This window comes from Rhodococcus sp. ABRD24, from assembly GCF_004328705.1.
Taxonomy (GTDB): Bacteria; Actinomycetota; Actinomycetes; order Mycobacteriales; family Mycobacteriaceae; genus Prescottella.
The window spans coordinates 4,945,524-4,964,534 of the sequence record NZ_CP035319.1 but is presented as its reverse complement, the minus strand read 5'-3'; the positions used below and the strand labels follow the sequence as shown (position 1 = coordinate 4,964,534).

At 67.3% G+C, this 19,011-nt stretch carries 17 protein-coding genes; 1 reads left to right on the top strand and 16 read right to left on the bottom strand.

From position 1 onward, the window contains the following. Positions 1-343: 343 nt before the first annotated feature. From ERC79_RS22280 to ERC79_RS22205, 16 genes are all read right to left on the bottom strand, one after another. Entirely contained in the window at positions 344-2,365 is a 2,022-nt protein-coding gene (locus ERC79_RS22280) for a primosomal protein N' (RefSeq protein WP_207390551.1), read from the bottom strand. A gap of 22 nt (positions 2,366-2,387) precedes the next feature. Next, positions 2,388-3,599, bottom strand: a complete 1,212-nt coding sequence (gene metK / locus ERC79_RS22275) for a methionine adenosyltransferase (protein ID WP_131580510.1) — start codon at positions 3,597-3,599, stop codon at positions 2,388-2,390. A 197-nt stretch (positions 3,600-3,796) separates the two neighbouring features. Continuing rightward, positions 3,797-5,062, bottom strand: a complete 1,266-nt coding sequence (gene coaBC / locus ERC79_RS22270) for a bifunctional phosphopantothenoylcysteine decarboxylase/phosphopantothenate--cysteine ligase CoaBC (RefSeq protein WP_242676687.1) — start codon at positions 5,060-5,062, stop codon at positions 3,797-3,799. A gap of 14 nt (positions 5,063-5,076) precedes the next feature. Further along, positions 5,077-5,382, bottom strand: a complete 306-nt coding sequence (gene rpoZ / locus ERC79_RS22265; protein WP_131580508.1) for a DNA-directed RNA polymerase subunit omega — start codon at positions 5,380-5,382, stop codon at positions 5,077-5,079. A gap of 65 nt (positions 5,383-5,447) precedes the next feature. Continuing rightward, entirely contained in the window at positions 5,448-6,014 is a 567-nt protein-coding gene (gene gmk, locus ERC79_RS22260) for a guanylate kinase (RefSeq protein WP_131581473.1), read from the bottom strand. Between the two features lie 77 nt (positions 6,015-6,091). Then, complete coding sequence (mihF, locus tag ERC79_RS22255; RefSeq protein WP_007535578.1) at positions 6,092-6,412, bottom strand: integration host factor, actinobacterial type; 321 nt, start codon at positions 6,410-6,412, stop codon at positions 6,092-6,094. A gap of 531 nt (positions 6,413-6,943) precedes the next feature. After that, entirely contained in the window at positions 6,944-7,780 is an 837-nt protein-coding gene (pyrF, locus tag ERC79_RS22250; RefSeq protein WP_131580507.1) for an orotidine-5'-phosphate decarboxylase, read from the bottom strand. Further along, positions 7,777-11,166, bottom strand: a complete 3,390-nt coding sequence (gene carB, locus ERC79_RS22245; protein ID WP_131580506.1) for a carbamoyl-phosphate synthase large subunit — start codon at positions 11,164-11,166, stop codon at positions 7,777-7,779. The genes pyrF and carB overlap by 4 nt, the downstream gene beginning before the upstream one ends. Continuing rightward, on the bottom strand, positions 11,166-12,326 hold the full coding sequence (carA, locus tag ERC79_RS22240; protein WP_131580505.1) for a glutamine-hydrolyzing carbamoyl-phosphate synthase small subunit: 1,161 nt from the start codon (positions 12,324-12,326) through the stop codon (positions 11,166-11,168). The genes carB and carA overlap by 1 nt, the downstream gene beginning before the upstream one ends. Continuing rightward, positions 12,323-12,865, bottom strand: coding sequence for a transporter (locus ERC79_RS22235; protein ID WP_131580504.1), 543 nt, complete (start codon positions 12,863-12,865; stop codon positions 12,323-12,325). Before ERC79_RS22235 ends, carA begins: the two co-directional genes overlap by 4 nt. Continuing rightward, entirely contained in the window at positions 12,865-14,205 is a 1,341-nt protein-coding gene (locus tag ERC79_RS22230) for a dihydroorotase (RefSeq protein ID WP_131581471.1), read from the bottom strand. Before ERC79_RS22230 ends, ERC79_RS22235 begins: the two co-directional genes overlap by 1 nt. A gap of 41 nt (positions 14,206-14,246) precedes the next feature. Next, on the bottom strand, positions 14,247-15,188 hold the full coding sequence (locus tag ERC79_RS22225; RefSeq protein ID WP_131580503.1) for an aspartate carbamoyltransferase catalytic subunit: 942 nt from the start codon (positions 15,186-15,188) through the stop codon (positions 14,247-14,249). After that, positions 15,185-15,826 (bottom strand): bifunctional pyr operon transcriptional regulator/uracil phosphoribosyltransferase PyrR, encoded by a 642-nt coding sequence (pyrR, locus tag ERC79_RS22220; RefSeq protein WP_131580502.1) that lies wholly within the window; start codon positions 15,824-15,826, stop codon positions 15,185-15,187. Before pyrR ends, ERC79_RS22225 begins: the two co-directional genes overlap by 4 nt. A 157-nt stretch (positions 15,827-15,983) precedes the next feature. Further along, a complete protein-coding gene (gene nusB, locus ERC79_RS22215; protein WP_131580501.1) occupies positions 15,984-16,514 on the bottom strand; it encodes a transcription antitermination factor NusB in 531 nt (176 codons plus the stop codon). Then, positions 16,515-17,078, bottom strand: a complete 564-nt coding sequence (efp, locus tag ERC79_RS22210) for an elongation factor P (RefSeq protein WP_131580500.1) — start codon at positions 17,076-17,078, stop codon at positions 16,515-16,517. A gap of 16 nt (positions 17,079-17,094) precedes the next feature. Continuing rightward, on the bottom strand, positions 17,095-18,195 hold the full coding sequence (locus ERC79_RS22205) for a Xaa-Pro peptidase family protein (protein ID WP_207390390.1): 1,101 nt from the start codon (positions 18,193-18,195) through the stop codon (positions 17,095-17,097). A 162-nt stretch (positions 18,196-18,357) separates the two neighbouring features. Here ERC79_RS22205 and ERC79_RS22200 point away from each other — a divergent pair, with 162 nt between their 5' ends. Continuing rightward, complete coding sequence (locus tag ERC79_RS22200) at positions 18,358-18,993, top strand: B-4DMT family transporter (RefSeq protein ID WP_131580498.1); 636 nt, start codon at positions 18,358-18,360, stop codon at positions 18,991-18,993. Positions 18,994-19,011: the final 18 nt, after the last annotated feature.

Below are 19,011 nucleotides of genomic sequence, written 5' to 3'. Positions count from 1 at the left end.
GGGTGATTCGATACCCCGAACTTGTCGTACCTCCGAACCAGCATGGAAACATACGTTCGAAAGAAGGTGGAGCAGCGCAAGGGCAGGTGAGCACACATCTGACCGACCTCGACGACGCCCTCCGCCAGCTCGAAACCGCAGTCCGGACAGCTGCCTCCCGAACGGATCCTCGCCGAATCGGCCCGCCACGCCACGCCCCGGGACGTCACCAAAGCCGGCGTCGAACTCCTGGCCCGACTCGAGCCCGACGGCAACCTCACCGACGCCGCCGCACGCACACGCAACCACTCAGACGTGGACGACGATGTGCCCTAGCGGTTGATGCACCAGCAGCTCACAACTTCTAGCCGATCCGGATCGGATCGATCTGCACCCGCACCGGATGCCCGGACCTGCGGGCGCTGCGGACGGCCTGCGCCTCGGCGAGGGCCTGCGCCATCGGCCGACCGGCGCTGCGCGGCACACGAATCAACATGCGCTCCACCTCTTCCGGTTCGGCACCATCGCCGGAGAAGGGCAACCGCTCCCCCGGCGGAAGCGGCACCGGACCGAGGATCTCGGCGGACTCCGGCAGACCGGCAAGCTCCAGTAGTTCGACGATCGAAGCACCGGTGCCGTCCACGGCTGCCAGGTGCACGGCCGGAGGAAAACCGACCTCTCGTCGCTCGTCGAGCTGAGCCTGCGCGTGCCACAACGGATCCCATCGGACCAGTGCCTGCACGGTGGGGATCCCGGAATCGGCGACCACCACGACCTCCCCTCCGTCGCGATGTGATCGCACCATTGCGGACGCCGTCATCCACCGCCGCAGTGTCTCCTCCGCCGCCCGCAGGTCCGCGCGACCGAGCAGTGCCCAGCCGTCCAGCAACAGCGCGGCGCCGTATCCCCCGGGCATCACCGGTTCGGCCCCGACGGTGGCGACCACCAACCTGGCACCTGGTTCGACCTGCGCCTTGACCTCGGTGCCGCCCGACGTCTGGATCGGGACGCCGGGGAAGGCCCGGCCCAGCTCTTCAGCCGTGCGGCCCGCCCCCACGACCACGGCGCGCAGCGCCCGCGCGCCGCACGCATGACAGCGATGCGCGGCATCCGCGACACCGCACCACCGGCAGGTCGGGGTGCCCGCGCCGTCCGGACCTGCAGCCGCCGGCAACGACAACGGGCCGTTGCAGCGACGGCACCGTGCCGGGGCGCGACACTTCCCACACGCCAGCGACGGCACATAGCCACGGCGCGGAACCTGAACCAGCACACCACGTCCCGCGGCGAGAGACTGCCGGGCAGCGGCGAACGCTATTGCGGGCAGGCGGGCCGCTCGAGCTCCTGGATCGCGGGCGAGGGCGTGGTCGCTGTCTGCCAGAGCGGTCACCTTGGGGGCTCGGGCTCGGACGACCTCACGCGCGGCGACCAGATCGTGGGCCCAACCGGATTCGACGAGCGACTGCCCCTCCGCGGTCCGCGAGTGGCCTGCTATCACCAGACCGCAGCCGGTGCCGTGTGCCCGGAGGAGGGCCACCTCGCGCGCGTGCGGATAGGGCGAACGTGGTTCGGAGAGACTGTCGTCGCCGTCGTCCCACACAATGGCCAAGCCCAGATCCGGCGTCGGCGCGAAGACCGCAGCACGAGTCCCGGCCACGACGCGGGCCGTCCCCCGCAGCGCGGCGAGCCAGCGCCGATAACGCGCAGATGGACCGAGCCCGGCGGCCAGCCCGACGACGTGATCGGCGCCGATCACCTTCTCGCAGGCGGCGACGACCCGGTCCAGGTCCCGTTGGTCGGGCACCACCAGCACGACGCCGCGCCCCGATGCCGCGACGACGCCCGCGAGCTCCGCCAGCCGCACGGGCCAGTTCTCACCGGGGAGCGCCTGCCACACTGCCCGGGGGTTGCGTCCCGACCCGAGTGCCTCGACGAAGTGCGTGCCGTGCACATAGGCCGACCACGCCTCGAGGTCTATCTCGGGAGCCGGCGGCGCCGCATGCTCCGCGGCCTTCTCGGACTCGACCTTTGCGTGTCGGGGCGGTATCGCCAGACGCAGGACATCCGCGCGCGTACCTGCGTACCGCTGCGCGACGGCATCCACGAGATCCCGCACATCCGGGGTCAACACACGCTCGTCCGAGACGACACGATCGAGCCAGCCGAGTTTGCCGGTGTGATCGCTGGTATCGGCACGCTCGAGCAGGAAACCGTCCACGAGCCGCCCAGCGAACCGGACTCGGACCCGGACACCCGGCTGAGCCGCTTCGTCGAGATCCGCCGGGACCAGGTAGTCGAACTCCCGGTCCAGGTGCGCGAGAGGAAGCAACGGCAGCACCCGCGCCACAGGCGCGTGTGCTGCCGCCGTCTTGTCGGTGCCGGTCAGCGAACTGACTTCTCGGTGACGGTCAGAGACCGGCCGCCGCGCGAAGCTTCTCGGCGCGGTCGGTGCGTTCCCACGGCAGGTCGACGTCGGTCCGTCCGAAGTGACCGTACGCTGCCGTCTGCCCGTAGATCGGGCGCAGCAGATCCAGATCGCGGATGATCGCGCCTGGACGCAGGTCGAAGACCTCACTGATCGCGGTCTGAATCTTCACGGGATCGGTCTTCTCGGTGCCGAAGGTCTCGACGAACAGACCCACCGGGGCAGCCTTGCCGATCGCGTACGCGACCTGGACCTCGATGCGGTCGGCGAGGCCGGCCGCGACAGCATTCTTGGCGACCCACCGCATCGCATAGGCCGCGGACCGGTCCACCTTCGACGGATCCTTGCCGGAGAACGCGCCGCCACCGTGGCGGGCCATGCCGCCGTACGTGTCGACGATGATCTTCCGGCCGGTCAGACCGGCGTCGCCCATCGGACCACCGAGGACGAACTTGCCGGTCGGGTTGACCAGCAAGCGCACGTCCTCCGTGTCGAGCGGGATGTCGATATCGGCGAGGACTGCACCGAGGACCTTCTCACGCAGATCCGGGGTGAGCAGGTTGTCGAGGTCGATGTCGGCAGCGTGCTGGGTCGAAATGACGACGGTGTCGAGGCGGACCGGACGGTCGCGGTTGTACTCGATGGTGACCTGGGTCTTTCCGTCCGGGCGCAGATAGGGCAGCACGCCCGTCTTGCGAACCGCGGTCAGGCGGCGCGAGAGACGGTGCGCGAGAGCGATGGGCAGCGGCATCAGTTCCGGGGTGTCGGTGCACGCGTAGCCGAACATCAGGCCCTGGTCGCCCGCTCCCTGACGATCGATCTCATCGTCGGAGACACCGTCGACGCGCGCCTCGTGCGAATGGTCGATGCCCTGGGCAATCTCGGGTGACTGCGCACCGATTGCGATGTTGACACCGCACGAGTTGCCGTCGAATCCCTTCGCCGACGAGTCGTAGCCGATCTCGAGGACCTTGTCACGGACGATCTTCGGGATATCGACGTAGGCGGAAGTGGTCACCTCGCCGGCAACGTGGACCTGTCCGGTCGTCACCAGCGTCTCGACCGCGACGCGGCTGTACGGATCCTTCGAAAGCATCGCGTCGAGGATGGAGTCGCTGATCGCATCACAGATCTTGTCCGGATGACCTTCGGTCACGGACTCACTGGTGAATAGCCGCTTGCCGGACGTGCTCACAGATCTCCCTCTCGACGTTCTGTCCAAGGGCCGACGTCCCTCGAAATCCGAGTTGGACGAAATCGTGTGGCCCCGCTACGACACCTGAGCTGTAACTTCGTACTTCTATTCAATACCGCCGACGACCCTAGTACCAGAAACCCGGCCCCGGTGGGTGACCCGCTCGAGCAAATATCGCCCTTGCGGGAAGAACCCGGTCAGTCCTGCGTGAGCAGAGCCGACAGCGCGTCGAGCACCCGACTCGCCATCAATGACTTCGATCCCGGCTCGATCGCCGATTCCGCGCCATCGGCACCGAGAAGCCAACCGTCGTTGTGGTCGACTTCGAACGCCTTGCCGTCACCGACTGCATTGACCACCAGCAGGTCGCATCCCTTGCGCGCCAACTTCGCGCGCGCATGATCGAGCACGCTGCCGTCGGCATCGCCGGTCTCGGCCGCGAATCCGACAATCGCGGTCGACGGGTCGATGGTGCCGTCCCGCCGAGCCTGGACCAGTCCCGCAAGAATGTCATCGTTTCGGATCAACGGAATCGAATCGGGTTCGTCCGCGCCCTTCTTGATCTTGCTCGTCGCCACGGTTGCCGGACGGAAGTCCGCCACTGCGGCCGACATGATGACCGCGTCCGCACCGGGGGCATGCTTCATGACGGCCTCCCGCATCTGCTCTGCGGTCCGCACATGTACGACATCGACGGCAGCCGGATCAGCCAGCTCGGCGGTCGCGCCGGCGATCAGCGTAACCTCGGCGCCCCGCTGGACAGCGAGACGTGCGATCGCATAGCCCTGCTTGCCGGAACTCCGGTTGCCCAGGAAGCGAACCGGATCGAGCGGCTCACGGGTGCCTCCAGCGGAGACCACGACGCGCCGGCCCTCGAGGTCCCGCGGCAGTGCGTCCGAGCGCTCCAACAGCATCGACGCCAACGCGACGATCTCGTCAGGCTCCGGCAGCCGACCGGCACCGGTGTCCTTACCCGTCAGCCGGCCGGACGCCGGTTCGATGACGATGGATCCGCGCTGGCGCAACATGGTCACATTCGCCACCGTGGCGGGATGTTCCCACATCTCGGTGTGCATAGCGGGGGCGAACACCACGGGACAGCGGGCTGTCAACAACGTGGCGGTCAACAGGTCGTCGGCGCGGCCGGCGACGGCGCGGGCCATGAGATCCGCGGTCGCCGGTGCGATCACGACAAGCTCTGCATCCTGCCCCAGGCGGACGTGCGGCACCTGCGGCACATCGGTGAACACGCCGGTGTGCACCGGATTGCCCGACAGCGCCTCGAAGGTGGCGCGACCGACGAACTCCAGCGCCGACTCGGTCGGAATCACGCGCACATGATGACCGGCCTCCGTGAAGGCACGCACGATCGCACAGCTCTTGTAGGCGGCGATACCGCCACCGACACCGACGACGATGCGCTTCGGTCCCCGGATTGCCGAGCCCTCTTCCTGCTCAGCCACGGGCGTCTCTCCGCTCACTCGCCTTCGGTGTGCTCGAGCAGATCGGCGTGGATCTCGCGCAGTGCGATGGAGAGGGGCTTCTCTTGGAGACCGGGCTCGACCAGGGGTCCGACGTACTCGAGGATGCCGTCACCGAGCTGGTTGTAGTAGTCGTTGATCTGCCGGGCCCGCTTGGCCGAGTAGATGACCAACGCGTACTTCGACGAGGTGCGCTCGAGCAACTCGTCGATCGGCGGGTTGGTGATGCCGAGCGGGGTGTCGTATGCAGGCAGGGCGCCACGACCGGCGGTGTCGGACACTACTGCGTCAATGCTGCTCACTCGGATTCTCCTGAAACTGGGCTGGATAGTGCGAAATTGAATGTCGGAATTAGGGATGACTGCAACTAGAACCGTCGTCCAGCCAACAAGGATACCAACTCATCGCAGGACTGGCTGACATCGTGGTTCACAATGACGGCGTCGAACTCCTCCTGCGCTGCCAGTTCCACCCTCGCTGTTTGCAGGCGTCGCTCCACCACGTCTGCCGGTTCGGTACCGCGGCCAGTCAGCCGGGACACCAGCACCTCCCAGCTGGGCGGTGCCATGAAGGCCAGCAAAGCCTCCGGCATCGCGGCTCGTACCGACCGCGCACCGGCCAGATCCACCTCGAGGAGCACCGGCCGCCCCTCTGCCAGCGCCCGACGGACGGGTGCGGCCGGGGTGCCCGAGCGCTGCAGGCCACCGTGGATCTCTGCCCACTCGAGCAGTTCCCCGCGCGCAACCATGCCGTCGAATTCGTCGCGGGAGATGAAGTGGTAGTCCTGCCCGTCCACCTCACCGGGCCGCGGATCACGAGTCGTCACCGAGACACTGAAGACCACCTCGGGCGCGCGTTCACGGAGCAGGCGCACCACACTCGACTTACCCACGGCCGAGGGGCCGGCCAGTACTACCAGCCGGCCCCTCCGCACTGCGCTACTGCCGTCGGCTGACGCCGTGGTGGCCTTGCTCTCTGACACCAGTTCTGCGTCAGCACTCACTTTTGCGCTCAGGCCTCGAAATCGAACCTGGCGAGCAGGGCCTTACGCTGCCGATCACCGAGGCCACGAAGGCGACGGGTCGGAGCGATCTCGAGCTCGGTCATGATCTCCTGCGCCTTGACCTTGCCCACCTTCGGCAGGGCCTCGAGCAACGCCGAAACCTTCATCTTGCCGAGGATCTCGTCCTCTTCGGCGTCCTTGAGGACCTGCTTCAGGTCCGTGCCGCCGCGCTTGAGGCGCTCCTTGAGCTCAGCCCGGGCCTTGCGGGCAGCAGCCGCCTTCTCCAAAGCAGCAGCACGCTGCTCGTCGGTCAACTGGGGAAGGGCCACGGTTCCTCCGTCTCGTCGTGTGCAAATGGTCTACAACCCCCGGATAACCAGGGGCGATAGCGACCGTACTCACGCCGAGCGCCGATTGCTAACCCACCCCCCGCCATCACTGTCCGATTCGAGTGGGTTATGCACTCATTCGACGGTGCGTTCGAGTGGCGCCCGCGCGGTCGACGGGATCGGTGCACATCCCCGAAACAGACCGAGTGAAATTCGACATACTCCCTGGTAGGAGCCAATTTTCGAACAACGGGACCAAGGGCACTCCGACAATCCGACGTGGCGTGGCGCACAGTTGGCACAGCCGAGCGCACCCCCGCGGAAAAATTCGCGAAATCTTCCCTCCGGCAGCGCGTGTCGCGGGCGAAGACAGATACGTGAGCGCCCTGAACACGACGGCACAAGGCCGGGCTCGGGTCCATGAACCCGAGCCCGGCCTTGCCGGATCCTGCACAGCAACGACGCTCGAACGCCGAATGCAGCGCGATCTCCCAGAGCAACAGCGGCACCGCGAATCAGCGCTGAAGCGAGCTACGCCCGCAGGAACGCGAACGACTCGACAGAACGCCCCAGCGCCTCCTGGAGGGCCCGCACCGACGGTCCGGCACGCAGAACCTCCCGCGAGACGCTGGGCACCACGGATCGCAGGCAGCCGTCCGCCAGCCTCCGCACGTCGTCCGCAGTACCACCCTGATGACCCACACCGGGCATCAGGATGGGCCCGTGCAGCGCGCTCAGGTCGGGCGCGTCGGTCAGGGTCGCGCCCACAACCACACCGACCGAGCCGAGGACGTCGGCGCCGGCGTTGCGCGCCGCCGCCTCGTCGACCATCACCTGACTGAGCTTCCGCCCGTCCCCCGAGGTCGCCAGCTGAACCTGGGCACCCTCGGGGTTCGACGTCGCCGCCAGCACGAACACACCCCCGCCGCTGCGCTCGGCCAGGCCCAGCACCGGATCCAGCGAACCGAAGCCGAGATACGGCGAGACCGTCACAGCGTCCGACTCGAGCGGCGAACCCGCACCGAGCCAGGCCCGCGCGTACGCGCTCATGGTCGAGCCGATGTCGCCTCGCTTGGCGTCCGCCAGAACCAGCGTTCCGGCCTCCCGCAAGACCGTGACGGTCCGTTCCAGGACCGCCAGGCCGCCGGAGCCGTACGCCTCGAAGAACGCGACCTGCGGCTTCACCAGCGCCACGCGACCGACAAATGCCTCGACACAGATCTCACTGAACTGTTCGAGACCCTCGACGCTGTCGGGCAGACCCCACGCCTCGAGCAACTCGGGGTGCGGGTCCACACCGACACACAGCGGACCGTGATGGCCCAGCGCCGTGTGGAGCCGCGAACCGAACGTCTCCCGCGATGTCACTGCCGCGAGTCCCCGGAATCACGCAGGCGCGAGTGCAGCTCCTGCAACGACTGGACACCGATGTCACCACGGATGACCGACTCGATGCCCTGCACGGCGGCGGACGCACCCTGCACCGTGGTGATGCACGGGATGTTCTTCGACACCGCGGCGCTGCGGATCTCGTAGCCGTCGACACGCGGGCCGGAATTGCCGTACGGGGTGTTGATCACCATGTCGACATCGCCGGCCCTGATCTGCTCGACGATCGTCCGCGCTCCCTCGGGCAAGTCCTCACCGGACTGCTTGTACACCTGCTCGCAGGTGATGCCGTTACGGCGCAGAACATCGGCGGTGCCCTCGGTCGCCAGGATCCGGAAACCGAGGTCCGCGAGACGCTTGACCGGGAAGATCAACGAGCGCTTGTCCTTGTTGGCCACAGACACGAACACCGAACCGCTGGTCGGCAGCGAACCGTACGCGGCGGTCTGGCTCTTGGCGAACGCGGTACCGAAGTCCGCGTCGATGCCCATGACCTCGCCGGTGGACTTCATCTCGGGGCTCAGTAGCGTGTCGACGCCGGTGCCGTCGGCGCGACGGAACCGGTTGAACGGCAGCACAGCTTCCTTGACCGCCACGGGCGCGTCCATCGAGACGGTTCCACCGTCGCCCTCCGCGGGCAGCAGGCCCTTGGTGCGCAGCTCGGCGATCGACTCGCCCAGCATCACCCGCGCACAAGCCTTCGCCAGCTGCACCGCGGTGGCCTTCGAAACGAACGGCACCGTCCGGGAGGCGCGCGGGTTGGCCTCGAGAACGTACAGGATGTCATCCTTGAGCGCGTACTGCACGTTGAGCAGGCCCTTTACGCCGATGCCCTTCGCGAGCGCCTCCGTCGACCGGCGGACGTTCTCGAGGTCGGCGCGGCCGAGGGTGATCGGCGGCAGCGCGCACGCGGAGTCACCGGAGTGGATACCGGCCTCCTCGATGTGTTCCATCACGCCGCCGAGGTACACCTCGGTGCCGTCGCACAGCGCGTCGACATCGATCTCCACCGCGTCCTCCAGGAAGCGGTCGACCAGCACCGGCCGGTCGTCGGAGATCTCCGTGGCGCGGGAAATGTAGCTCTCGAGCGACTTCTCGTCGTACACGATCTCCATGCCGCGTCCGCCGAGGACGTACGACGGACGCACCAGCACCGGATAACCGATGCCGGACGCGATGTCGCGCGCACCCTCGAACGTGGTGGCGGTACCGAACTTCGGCGCGGGCAGACCGGCCTCGGTCAGCACGCGACCGAACTCGCCGCGGTCCTCCGCGAGGTCGATGGCCTCGGGGCTGGTGCCGACGATCGGCACCCCGGCAGCCTTGAGCCGCTTTGCCAGACCCAGCGGCGTCTGGCCACCGAGCTGGACGATGACGCCCGTGACGGTGCCGGACTCCGACTCGGCACGGTACACCTCGAGCACATCCTCGAAGGTCAGCGGCTCGAAGTACAGGCGGTCGGCGGTGTCGTAGTCCGTCGAGACGGTCTCGGGGTTGCAGTTGACCATGACCGTCTCATAGCCGGCCTCGGACAGCGTCTGGGCGGCGTGCACACATGAGTAGTCGAACTCGATGCCCTGACCGATGCGGTTGGGACCGGAACCCAGGATCAGCACCTTCGGACGCTCCGTCTGCGGCGCCACCTCGGTCTCGGCCTCAGGATCGAGCTCGTACGTCGAGTAGTGGTACGGGGTCTTCGCCTCGAACTCGGCGGCGCAGGTGTCGACGGTCTTGTAGACCGGGCGCACCTTCAGCTCGTCACGCAGAGCACGGACCGCATCCTCGCCCTCGCGACTGTCGCCACCGAGCTCGGGGCGCAGTGCCGCGATCTGACGATCCGACAGGCCGTGATACTTGGCCTGACGCAGCAGCTGCTCGTCGAACTTCTCCGCCGCACGGATCTGCTCACCCAGCTCGTGGATCTGTTGCATCTGATCCAGGAACCATGGGTCGATCGCGGTCGCGTCGAACAGTTGCTCGATGGTCGCGCCCAGTGCGAAGGCCTTCTCGATGCCGTACATCCGGCCGTCATGCGGGACCTTCAGCTCCTCGAGCAGCGTCTCCAGGTCGGTCGCCGCCACAGCGCCGTCCCCCGTCGCTCCACTCGTCCATTCGGGGCCCGTCCAGTAACCGGCCCGCTTGGTCTCGAGCGAGCGCATGACCTTGCCGAACGCCTCGGTGAAGTTGCGGCCGATGGACATCGCCTCACCGACCGACTTCATCGTGGTGGTCAGCGTGCCGTCGGCGCCCGGGAACTTCTCGAACGCGAACCGCGGCGCCTTGACGACGACGTAGTCGAGCGTCGGCTCGAAGCAGGCGGGGGTCTCGCCGGTGATGTCGTTGACGATCTCGTCGAGCGTGTAGCCGATCGCCAGTTTCGCCGCCATCTTGGCGATCGGGTATCCGGTCGCTTTGGACGCCAGCGCCGACGAGCGGGACACGCGCGGGTTCATCTCGATCACGACGAGGCGACCGTCGGTCGGGTCCATCGCGAACTGGATGTTGCAGCCGCCGGTGTCGACGCCGACCTCGCGCAGGATGTCGATCGAGAGGTCGCGCATCTTCTGATACTCGCGGTCGGTGAGCGTCATGGCCGGGGCCACCGTCACCGAGTCACCGGTGTGCACACCGACCGGGTCGACGTTCTCGATGGAGCAGATGATCACGACGTTGTCGCGACCGTCCCGCATCAGCTCGAGCTCGTATTCCTTCCAGCCGAGGATGGACTCCTCGATGAGGACGTTCGCGGTCGGTGAGGCCGCCAGGCCGCCGCCGGCGATGCGCTCGAGATCCGCCTCGTCGTACGCCATTCCGGAGCCCAGACCGCCCATCGTGAACGACGGGCGCACCACGACGGGGTAGCCGAGCTCGGCTACCGTGGCCTTGACCTCGTCCATCGTGTAGCAGACGCGCGAGCGTGCCGACTCGCCGCCGACCTTCTCGACGATGTCCTTGAACTTCTGGCGATCCTCGCCGCGCTGGATGGCGTCGAAGTCGGCGCCGATCAGCTCGACGTCGTACTTCTCCAGAATTCCCTGCTCGTGGAGCGCGACCGCGGTGTTGAGGGCGGTCTGGCCCCCGAGGGTCGCCAGCACGGCATCGATCTTGTGGCCTTTCTCCGCCTCCCGGGCGATGACCTTCTCGACGAACTCGGCCGTGATCGGCTCGACGTAGGTGGAGTCCGCGAACTCGGGGTCGGTCATGATCGTGGCCGGGTTGGAGTTCACGAGGGAGACGCGCAGGCCCTCCTCTCGGAGAACCCGGCAGGCCTGGGTGCCCGAGTAGTCGAACTCGCAGGCCTGTCCGATGACGATCGGCCCGGAGCCGATCACCAGGATGTGCTCGAGATCTGTACGACGTGGCATTACTTCTTGACTCCCTCGAGCAGGTTGGCGAAACGGTCGAACAGGTACGCGGCGTCATGCGGGCCGGCCGCGGCCTCGGGGTGGTACTGCACCGAGAACGCGGAGTCGTCGAGCAACCGGACGCCCTCGACGGCGCCGTCGTTGGCGCACGTGTGGCTCACGACCGCGCGGCCGAACGGAGTGTCGAACTCCTGACCGGCCTCGCCCTCGAGCGCGAAGCCGTGATTCTGTGCCGTGATCGCGATGCGGCCGGTCTCGTGCTCGATGACCGGGATGTTGATTCCGCGGTGGCCGAACTTCATCTTGTAGGTGCTCAGGCCCAGCGCGCGGCCCAGGATCTGGTTGCCGAAGCAGATGCCGAACAGCGGCAGCCCCTGGCCCAGCACCTCTTTGGTCAGGTGCACCGCACCATCCGCAGTGGCCGGGTCTCCCGGACCATTGGACAGGAACACGCCGTCGGCCTTCAGATCCAGAATGTCGTGCAGCGTCGCCGTGGACGGCAGTACGTGCACCCGGATCCCGCGCTCGGCGAACATGCGCGGGGTGTTGGTCTTGATGCCGAGGTCGATGGCCGCGACGGTGTATCGGGCCTCGCCGCCGGTCGGCTCGACGATGTAACCGTTGGGGGTGGACACCTCACCGGCCAGGTCGGCGCCGAGCATCGTCGGCTGGCTCTTGACCCGCTCGAGCAGGACATCCACGTCGGCCAGCGCATCGCCCGAGAAGACACCGGCGCGCATCGAGCCGCGAGTGCGCAGGTGCCGGACCAGAGCGCGGGTATCGATCCCGGCGATACCGACGACGCCCTGGCGGACGAGCTCGTCCTGCAGCGAACCGGTGGCACGCCAGCTCGACGTCCGGCGCGAGGGATCGCGCACGACATAGCCCGCGACCCAGATCTTCGCCTCGGAGGACTTGCCCGTCGGTCCGACGGACTCGTTGTCCTCGTCATTCCAGCCGGTGTTGCCGATCTGCGGTGCCGTCGACACCACGATCTGACGGTGGTAGCTGGGATCGGTCAGCGTCTCCTGGTAACCGGTCATACCGGTGCTGAAGACTGCCTCGCCGAGGGTCTGTCCCTTGGCACCGAACGTGGTCCCACGGAAGAACCTGCCGTCCTCGAGAACCAGAACCGCCGTATTGGTATCAAAGTCGCTCATGCGTCTTCTCCGTTCTGCTCGACCTCACCAGAGCCCGCCGCATTAGCTGTGTCATCACTGTCTGCTTCGCGTACCCACTCCGGGTACACCGTCTTGTCGTCTGCACGGAAGCCCGTGTCGATCTCGGTGCCGGTGGGCAACTCCCACCTGATCACCAGGACCCCGTCCTTCGTCATCACCTTTCCGGCCAGTCCGCGTTCGGTGCGGATCGCCCGAATGGATCCCTCGGGAATCCAGATGGCCGACGCGCCGTCCCGCTCGAGCAGGACGCCGCCCGTCCAGCGGCTGATCTCGCCTGTCGCCCGGTGGCCGATGTCGCCGACCGCGACGCGGTCCTGCCAGCTCGGGGCGAGGGTGCTACCGACGTACAGTCCGGTGCTGGGGGCGATCAGCTGCGTACCGAGATCCGACGGCACCTTCGGCAGTTCGCCGATCCGCTCGGCCTGACGCCGCGCCCGGCCCTTCCAGCCGCGGTACATCAGGAAGACCGCCAGACCCCAGACGGCGATGCAGCCGACGACCCACAGAATGCGCTCCATCAGTACACCTCTCCGCGCGGCCGGACCGTGCCGTGGCGGGCAGTGACGCGACCGCGCAGCACTGTCGTCGTCACCTTCGCGGGCAGAGTCATCGACTCGTAGGGCGTATTACTCGCGACACTCGCGAGGTCCGGGCCGTGCACGGTCCATTCGGTATCGGGGTCCACGAGCACGAGGTTCGCCGGCTCCCCCACCTCGATCGGCCGACCCTGATCGTCGAGGCCGACGATCTCGGCGGGCCGCTCGCTCATCACGCGGGCCACGCCGCGCCAGTCCAGCAACCCCGGGCGCACCATCGTCTCCACGACGATCGACAGCGCCGTCTCGAGCCCGAGCATGCCCGGGCGTGCCTGCGAGAACTCACAGCACTTGTCCTGCTCGGCGTGCGGCGCGTGATCGGTGGCCACGCAATCGATGATCCCCTCGGCGAGACCCTTGCGCAGCGCGGCGACATCCGACGCTTCACGCAGCGGCGGGTTCACCTTGTTGACCGCGTCGTACGTCTCGAGACGAGAGTCGTCGAGCAGCAGGTGGTGCGGGGTCACCTCGGCCGTGATCGAGATGCCCTGGCCGCGTGCCCACTTGACGAGCTCGACGGAGCCCGCCGTGGAGGCGTGGCAGATGTGCACGCGGGCACCGGCGTCGCGGGCCAGTAGTGCGTCGCGGGCAACGATCGACTCCTCGGCAGCGCGCGGCCAGCCGGTCAGGCCCAGCCGGGCGGCGGTGGGGCCCTCGTGCGCCACCGAACCCTCGGTGAGCCGCGGCTCCTCCGCGTGCTGCGCGATGAGTACGCCGAGCGAGCTCGAGTACTCCAGCGCGCGACGCATGATCAGCGGATCGGCAACACAATGACCGTCGTCGGAGAACATCTTGACCCGGCCGACACCGGCGGCCATGGTCGCCATCTCGGCGAGCTGCTTGCCGGCGAGACCGACGGTGACAGCGCCCACCGGATGCACGTCGACGAGGCCGACCTCCTGGCCACGCCGCCACACGTGATCGGTGATGACGACCGAATCGGCGACCGGGCTGGTGTTCGCCATCGCAAACACCGCGGTGTACCCGCCGAGCGCGGCAGCTGCCGAACCGGAGTCGATGGTCTCGGTGTCCTCGCGGCCGGGCTCGCGCAGATGCGTGTGCATGTCGACGAAGCCGGGCAGCAGGATCTGTCCCGCACCGTCGATCACCTCGGCGCCGTCGGCTGCCTCGAGTCCAGGGCCGATCACGAGGATCTGACCGTCACCGAGCAACAGATCGGTGGGCTCGCCCTCGCCGTACACGAGAACGTTCCTGATCAACACGTTCCTGCTCGACCCTGCGCTCTCACTGCCGACGGACATCTGCGGCGCCACCTTCTCGTATCTCGTTGTATTCAGGTCGCTCACGCGACCTCTTCCGTACCCACCAACAGCCGGAACAGCACCGCCATCCGAACATGGACACCGTTCGTGACCTGCTGCAGCACAGCCGCTTTCGGCGAATCGGCGACCGAGGACGCAATCTCCATACCGCGCAGCATCGGACCCGGGTGCAGCACCACCGCGTGATCGGCGAGCAGTCCCAGACGCTTCTCGGAGAGCCCGTAGGTGATCGAGTACTCGCGCGGCGACGGGAAGAACCCGCCGTTCATCCGCTCGGCCTGCACTCGCAGCATCAGGACCGCGTCGAGCCCGGGCAGTTCCGCGTCCAGCGAGTGCGACACCCGCACCGGCCAGGTTTGCACGCCCACCGGAAGCAGTGTCGGCGGCGCCACCAGGACCACCTCTGCGCCGAGCATCGACAGCAGCAGCGCGTTCGAGCGAGCGACCCGGCTGTGCAGGATGTCACCGACGATCGCGATGCGGCGACCAGCGATATCGCCTAGGCGCTGACGCAGCGTCAACGCATCGAGCAGCGCCTGCGTCGGATGTTCGTGGGTTCCATCGCCCGCATTGATCACGGCCGGTCCGCCGTCGTCCGCGGCACCGGTCCAGGCCGCGATCTGGTGCGCGGCGCCGGACGCCGGATGCCGCACGATCAGCGCGTCGGCGCCCGCCGCGCGCAGTGTCATCGCGGTGTCGCGGAGCGACTCGCCCTTGGACACCGACGAGCTGGACGCGCTGACGTTGATGACATCGGCGCTCATCCACTTGCCGGCGACCTCGAACGACACCCGGGTGCGGGTGGAGTTCTCGAAGAACACGGTCATTACGGTGCGTCCGCGCAGTGTCGGCAGCTTCTTGACCTCGCGGCCGAGCAGCGCCTGCTCGAAACGCTCGGCTTCGTCGAGTAGCTCGGTCGCGGAGTCGGAGTTCAGGTCCGCGATGGAGAGCAGGTGCTTCACTTCTCGTTCCCCCCGGCGACATCGGTGTGACCGCTCGACAGCACGACACCGTCGCGGCCATCGTGCTCAGCGAGCAGGACCGCGACATCCTCCGTACGGGCGGTGGGCACGTTCTTACCGACATAGTCGGCGCGCAGCGGCAGTTCGCGATGACCGCGGTCGACCAGGACCGCCAGCTGAACGGCCCGCGGGCGGCCGAGGTCGCGCAGCGCGTCGAGGGCGGAGCGGACCGTTCGGCCGGAGAAGAGGACGTCGTCGACGAGGACGACAAGCGAGTTGTCGACGCCGCCCTCGGGGACCGACGTGCGCTCGAGCGGGCGGTGCGGTTTGGTCCGCAGATCATCGCGGTAGAGGGTGATGTCGAGGGAGCCGACCGGCGGCCGAACGCCCGTGAACTCTTCGATCTTGTCGGCGAGGCGTGCGGCGAGCGTGGTGCCGCGGGTCGGGATGCCGATCAACACGACACGCGGCGCGGAGCCGGCGACGGCGGTGCCGTCAGTTACTTCGGTGGCGTCGAGTGCGGTCTTCTCGATGATCTGATGCGCGATCCGCGCGATGGTCCTACCGACATCAGCCGGGGACAGCAGCTCGCGAGCGTTCGCGGGGGAACCTGATGAGGGCCCTTCGGGCATACGCATACAGCGACCTCCTTCTCCGCCTCTCTGGACGGATCGTTAAAGGATGTCTGACGCGGGTCAGCGTATCAGCGGCCGGCGCCGCGCCAGATTCCGGGTAGGCCGAGGTCCGAAGCGCTTTCCGTCCGGCCCTCGAGGACCGGACGGAAAGCGACTGGTTTCAGGACTCGGAATCGGTGCCGCCGGCAGTGCCGGCAGGCGCGTCGGTGTCGTCGGCCCGCTTGCGCTGCGACGTTGCTGCGGCCGCGGCCCGCACCTGCGGCGCCACCAGCACGACCTGGCCGAGCACGCCGTTGACGAACGACGGCGAATCGTCGGTGGAAAGCTCCTTGGCGAGCTCGACGGCCTCGTCGACTGCCACCACCGGTGGCACATCCGTCGCATGGAACAGCTCCCACACCGCGATCCGCAGGATCGCCCGGTCCACCGCAGGCAGACGATCCAGCGTCCAATCCTGCAGATGCGACTCGATCACCTGATCGAGCCGGTCCAGGTTCTCCGCGACGCCCTCGACAACCGTGACGGTATAGGGCGCGACCGGCGCCACCGAATCGTCCCGGGTGGCGAGCTGGGCACGGTCAGCGGCGAGGTCGACCGGATCGACGTCCCGCGCCTCGGCCTCGAACAGGAAGTCCACGGCCCGCTTACGGGCCTTGTGACGTGCTCCGAGTTTCTTATGGGTGCCCGACACTCAGGAATTCACACGCCCGAGGTAGTTGCCGTCACGAGAGTCGACCTTGAGCCTGTCACCGGTGTTGATGAACAGCGGGACCTGAATCTCGGCGCCGGTCTCGAGCGTCGCCGGCTTGGTGCCACCGGTCGAACGGTCGCCCTGCAGACCGGGATCGGTGTGCTTGACCTCGAGCTCGACCGTGACCGGGAGCTCGACGAACAGCGGGGAATCCTCGTGGGTGGCGACCTGGACCTGCATGTTCTCGAGCAGGAAGCGCGCGCCGTCGCCGACGGTCGCCTCACTGATCGGGACCTGGTCGTAGGTCTCGCCATCCATGAAGATGTAGTCGCTACCGTCGTGGTACAGATACGTCATGTCACGACGGTCAACCGTGGCGGTCTCGACCTTCACGCCGGCGTTCCAGGTCTTGTCGATCGTCTTGCCGGAGAGCACGTTCTTGATCTTCGTACGTACGAAGGCCGGACCCTTGCCGGGCTTGACGTGCTGGAACTCGAGGATCTGCCACAGCTGGCCCTCGATCTTCAGCACGAGCCCGTTCTTGAAATCACTAGTGTCTGCCACTTACTTCGCGTCTCCTTCAGACGATTGCGAAATCCTTGCTGGTGAGAGTGAGAAGCTCCGGCCCCTGCTCACGAACCACGAGTGTGTCCTCGATCCTGACGCCTCCACGCCCGGAGAAGTACACACCGGGCTCGACGGTCACCGCCGCACCGCAGAGAAGTGTACCGGCCCCGAGCTTGCCGATTCCCGGTGCTTCATGGATCTCGAGCCCCACACCATGCCCGAGCCCGTGCAGGAACAGGTCCCCGTGGCCGGCATCCTCGATCACGCTGCGCGCAGCCGCATCCACAGCTGCAACCTCGGCACCGGGCACGAGCGCATCACGACCGGCGGCCTGAGCCCGGGCGACGAGGTCGTAGATGTCGCGCTGCCACTGCGACGCCGACTCGAGGACGTACGTGCGGGTCATGTCGGAGTGGTATCCGCCGATCTGCGCGCCGAAGTCGAGCTTGACGAAATCTCCGGATTGCAGCACCGCCGACGTCGGGCGGTGGTGCGGCACCGCCGAGTTGGCTCCGGTCGCGACGATCGTCTCGAATGAAATGCCGTCCGCACCGTGATCGAGCATCAACGACTCGAGTTCGCGACCGACCTCGCGCTCGGTGCGACCGGGGCGCAATCCCCCGCCAGCGATCAGCGCAGCGAGGGCATCGTCCGCGGCCGCGCACGCCCGGCGGAGCAACTCGATCTCACCCTCGTCCTTGACCATCCGCAACTGCTCGACCAGACCGGGCGCGCGAACCAACTCGATCGTCGGGGCCGATACCTCCCATGCGGCGTGCTGGTCGAACGTGACGACGTGGCTCTCGAATCCGAGCTTCGCAGCGCCCCACGCGGCCGCCAGTTCCACCAGTCGCGCCGCGCTGGCACGCGCGATCTCGGCCCGCAGATCCGGGACCTGCTCGGCGACCTGGATCAGGTACCGGCCGTCGGTGCAGACGATGGTGCGGTCCTCCGCGCCGTCGTCATCTGCGTGCACGACGAGCGCCGCGTTCGAACCGGTGAATCCGGTGAGATACCGAACGTTGAGCAGATCGGTGACCAAGAGCGCGTCGAGGCCGCTCTCTCGCATGCAGACGCGCAGCCGCGCGCGCCGAGCGGCCGTAGATGTGGGCATCTGATCCTGTGACATTCCCCGAACGTACCGCGCGAAACGGTCACGCTGTGGGTACGCACCGTGTCGAACGACCCGTGCGACCAATCGTGTCCGAGGACTCTTTCGAACCCTTTGTGTGGGTTAGGACACAAGCAGCGGACCTCGGTGGTTACCCTGTGTCACATGAATGGGTGGGTCGTACGCGGTCTCGGTCTGGCATTGGTGCACGTCGTCGTGCGAACTCTTCTGGGAGCGGCTGTCGCACAGTGGCCCCAGCAGGGTGGCCTGATGCGATGGTTCTCGCTGGTCGTCGTGATCATCGCGGCGCTCCTCTGGGGCGGCTTCGACGGCATTCGCGATCGGCGCGCACATCGCGATCCCGAAGACGGTGCGGATCTGACGATGATGTGGCTGAAGGCTGCTCTGCTCGGCGGCGTCCTCGCGGGGGCGGTCGCGTGGCTGGTCGGCTTGATCCTCGACATCACGGTCACCGACGGAAGCCTGCTCTTCGAGGTCACCTCGGGCGCGGCGTTCACCGTCCTGCTGATCTTCATCCCGGCGATGATCGCGGTGGCGCTCGGACGCTTCCTCGTGGGGCGCGAATCGGAACAAGCCCACGACCATTCTGGGGCGTACGCGCACAACGCAGATCTGCAGGCGGAAGAGGATGCCGCGGAGAACTACGAGGGCGCCGAATGGTCGTATGAACACGGCGCCGGGCGCGATCAGGCGAACCCGGAGGCGGACAACACCGAGACCGAGGTGTTCGCACCGGTGGATCCCGACGGGCAGCGCGGGGGCACGCACCGCTCCGAGTGACCGGCGAGCAATTGAGTT

Excerpts from the sequence above, each read along its gene's own strand:
- pyrR (WP_131580502.1), bottom strand. The coding sequence starts at position 15,826 with ATGCGTATGCCCGAAGGGCCCTCATCAGGTTCCCCCGCGAACGCTCGC.
- ERC79_RS22235 (WP_131580504.1), bottom strand. The coding sequence starts at position 12,865 with ATGGAGCGCATTCTGTGGGTCGTCGGCTGCATCGCCGTCTGGGGTCTG.
- carA (WP_131580505.1), bottom strand. The coding sequence starts at position 12,326 with ATGAGCGACTTTGATACCAATACGGCGGTTCTGGTTCTCGAGGACGGC.
- ERC79_RS22200 (WP_131580498.1), top strand. The coding sequence starts at position 18,358 with ATGAATGGGTGGGTCGTACGCGGTCTCGGTCTGGCATTGGTGCACGTC.
- ERC79_RS22205 (WP_207390390.1), bottom strand. The coding sequence starts at position 18,195 with ATGCCCACATCTACGGCCGCTCGGCGCGCGCGGCTGCGCGTCTGCATG.
- ERC79_RS22230 (WP_131581471.1), bottom strand. The coding sequence starts at position 14,205 with ATGTCCGTCGGCAGTGAGAGCGCAGGGTCGAGCAGGAACGTGTTGATC.
- carB (WP_131580506.1), bottom strand. The coding sequence starts at position 11,166 with ATGCCACGTCGTACAGATCTCGAGCACATCCTGGTGATCGGCTCCGGG.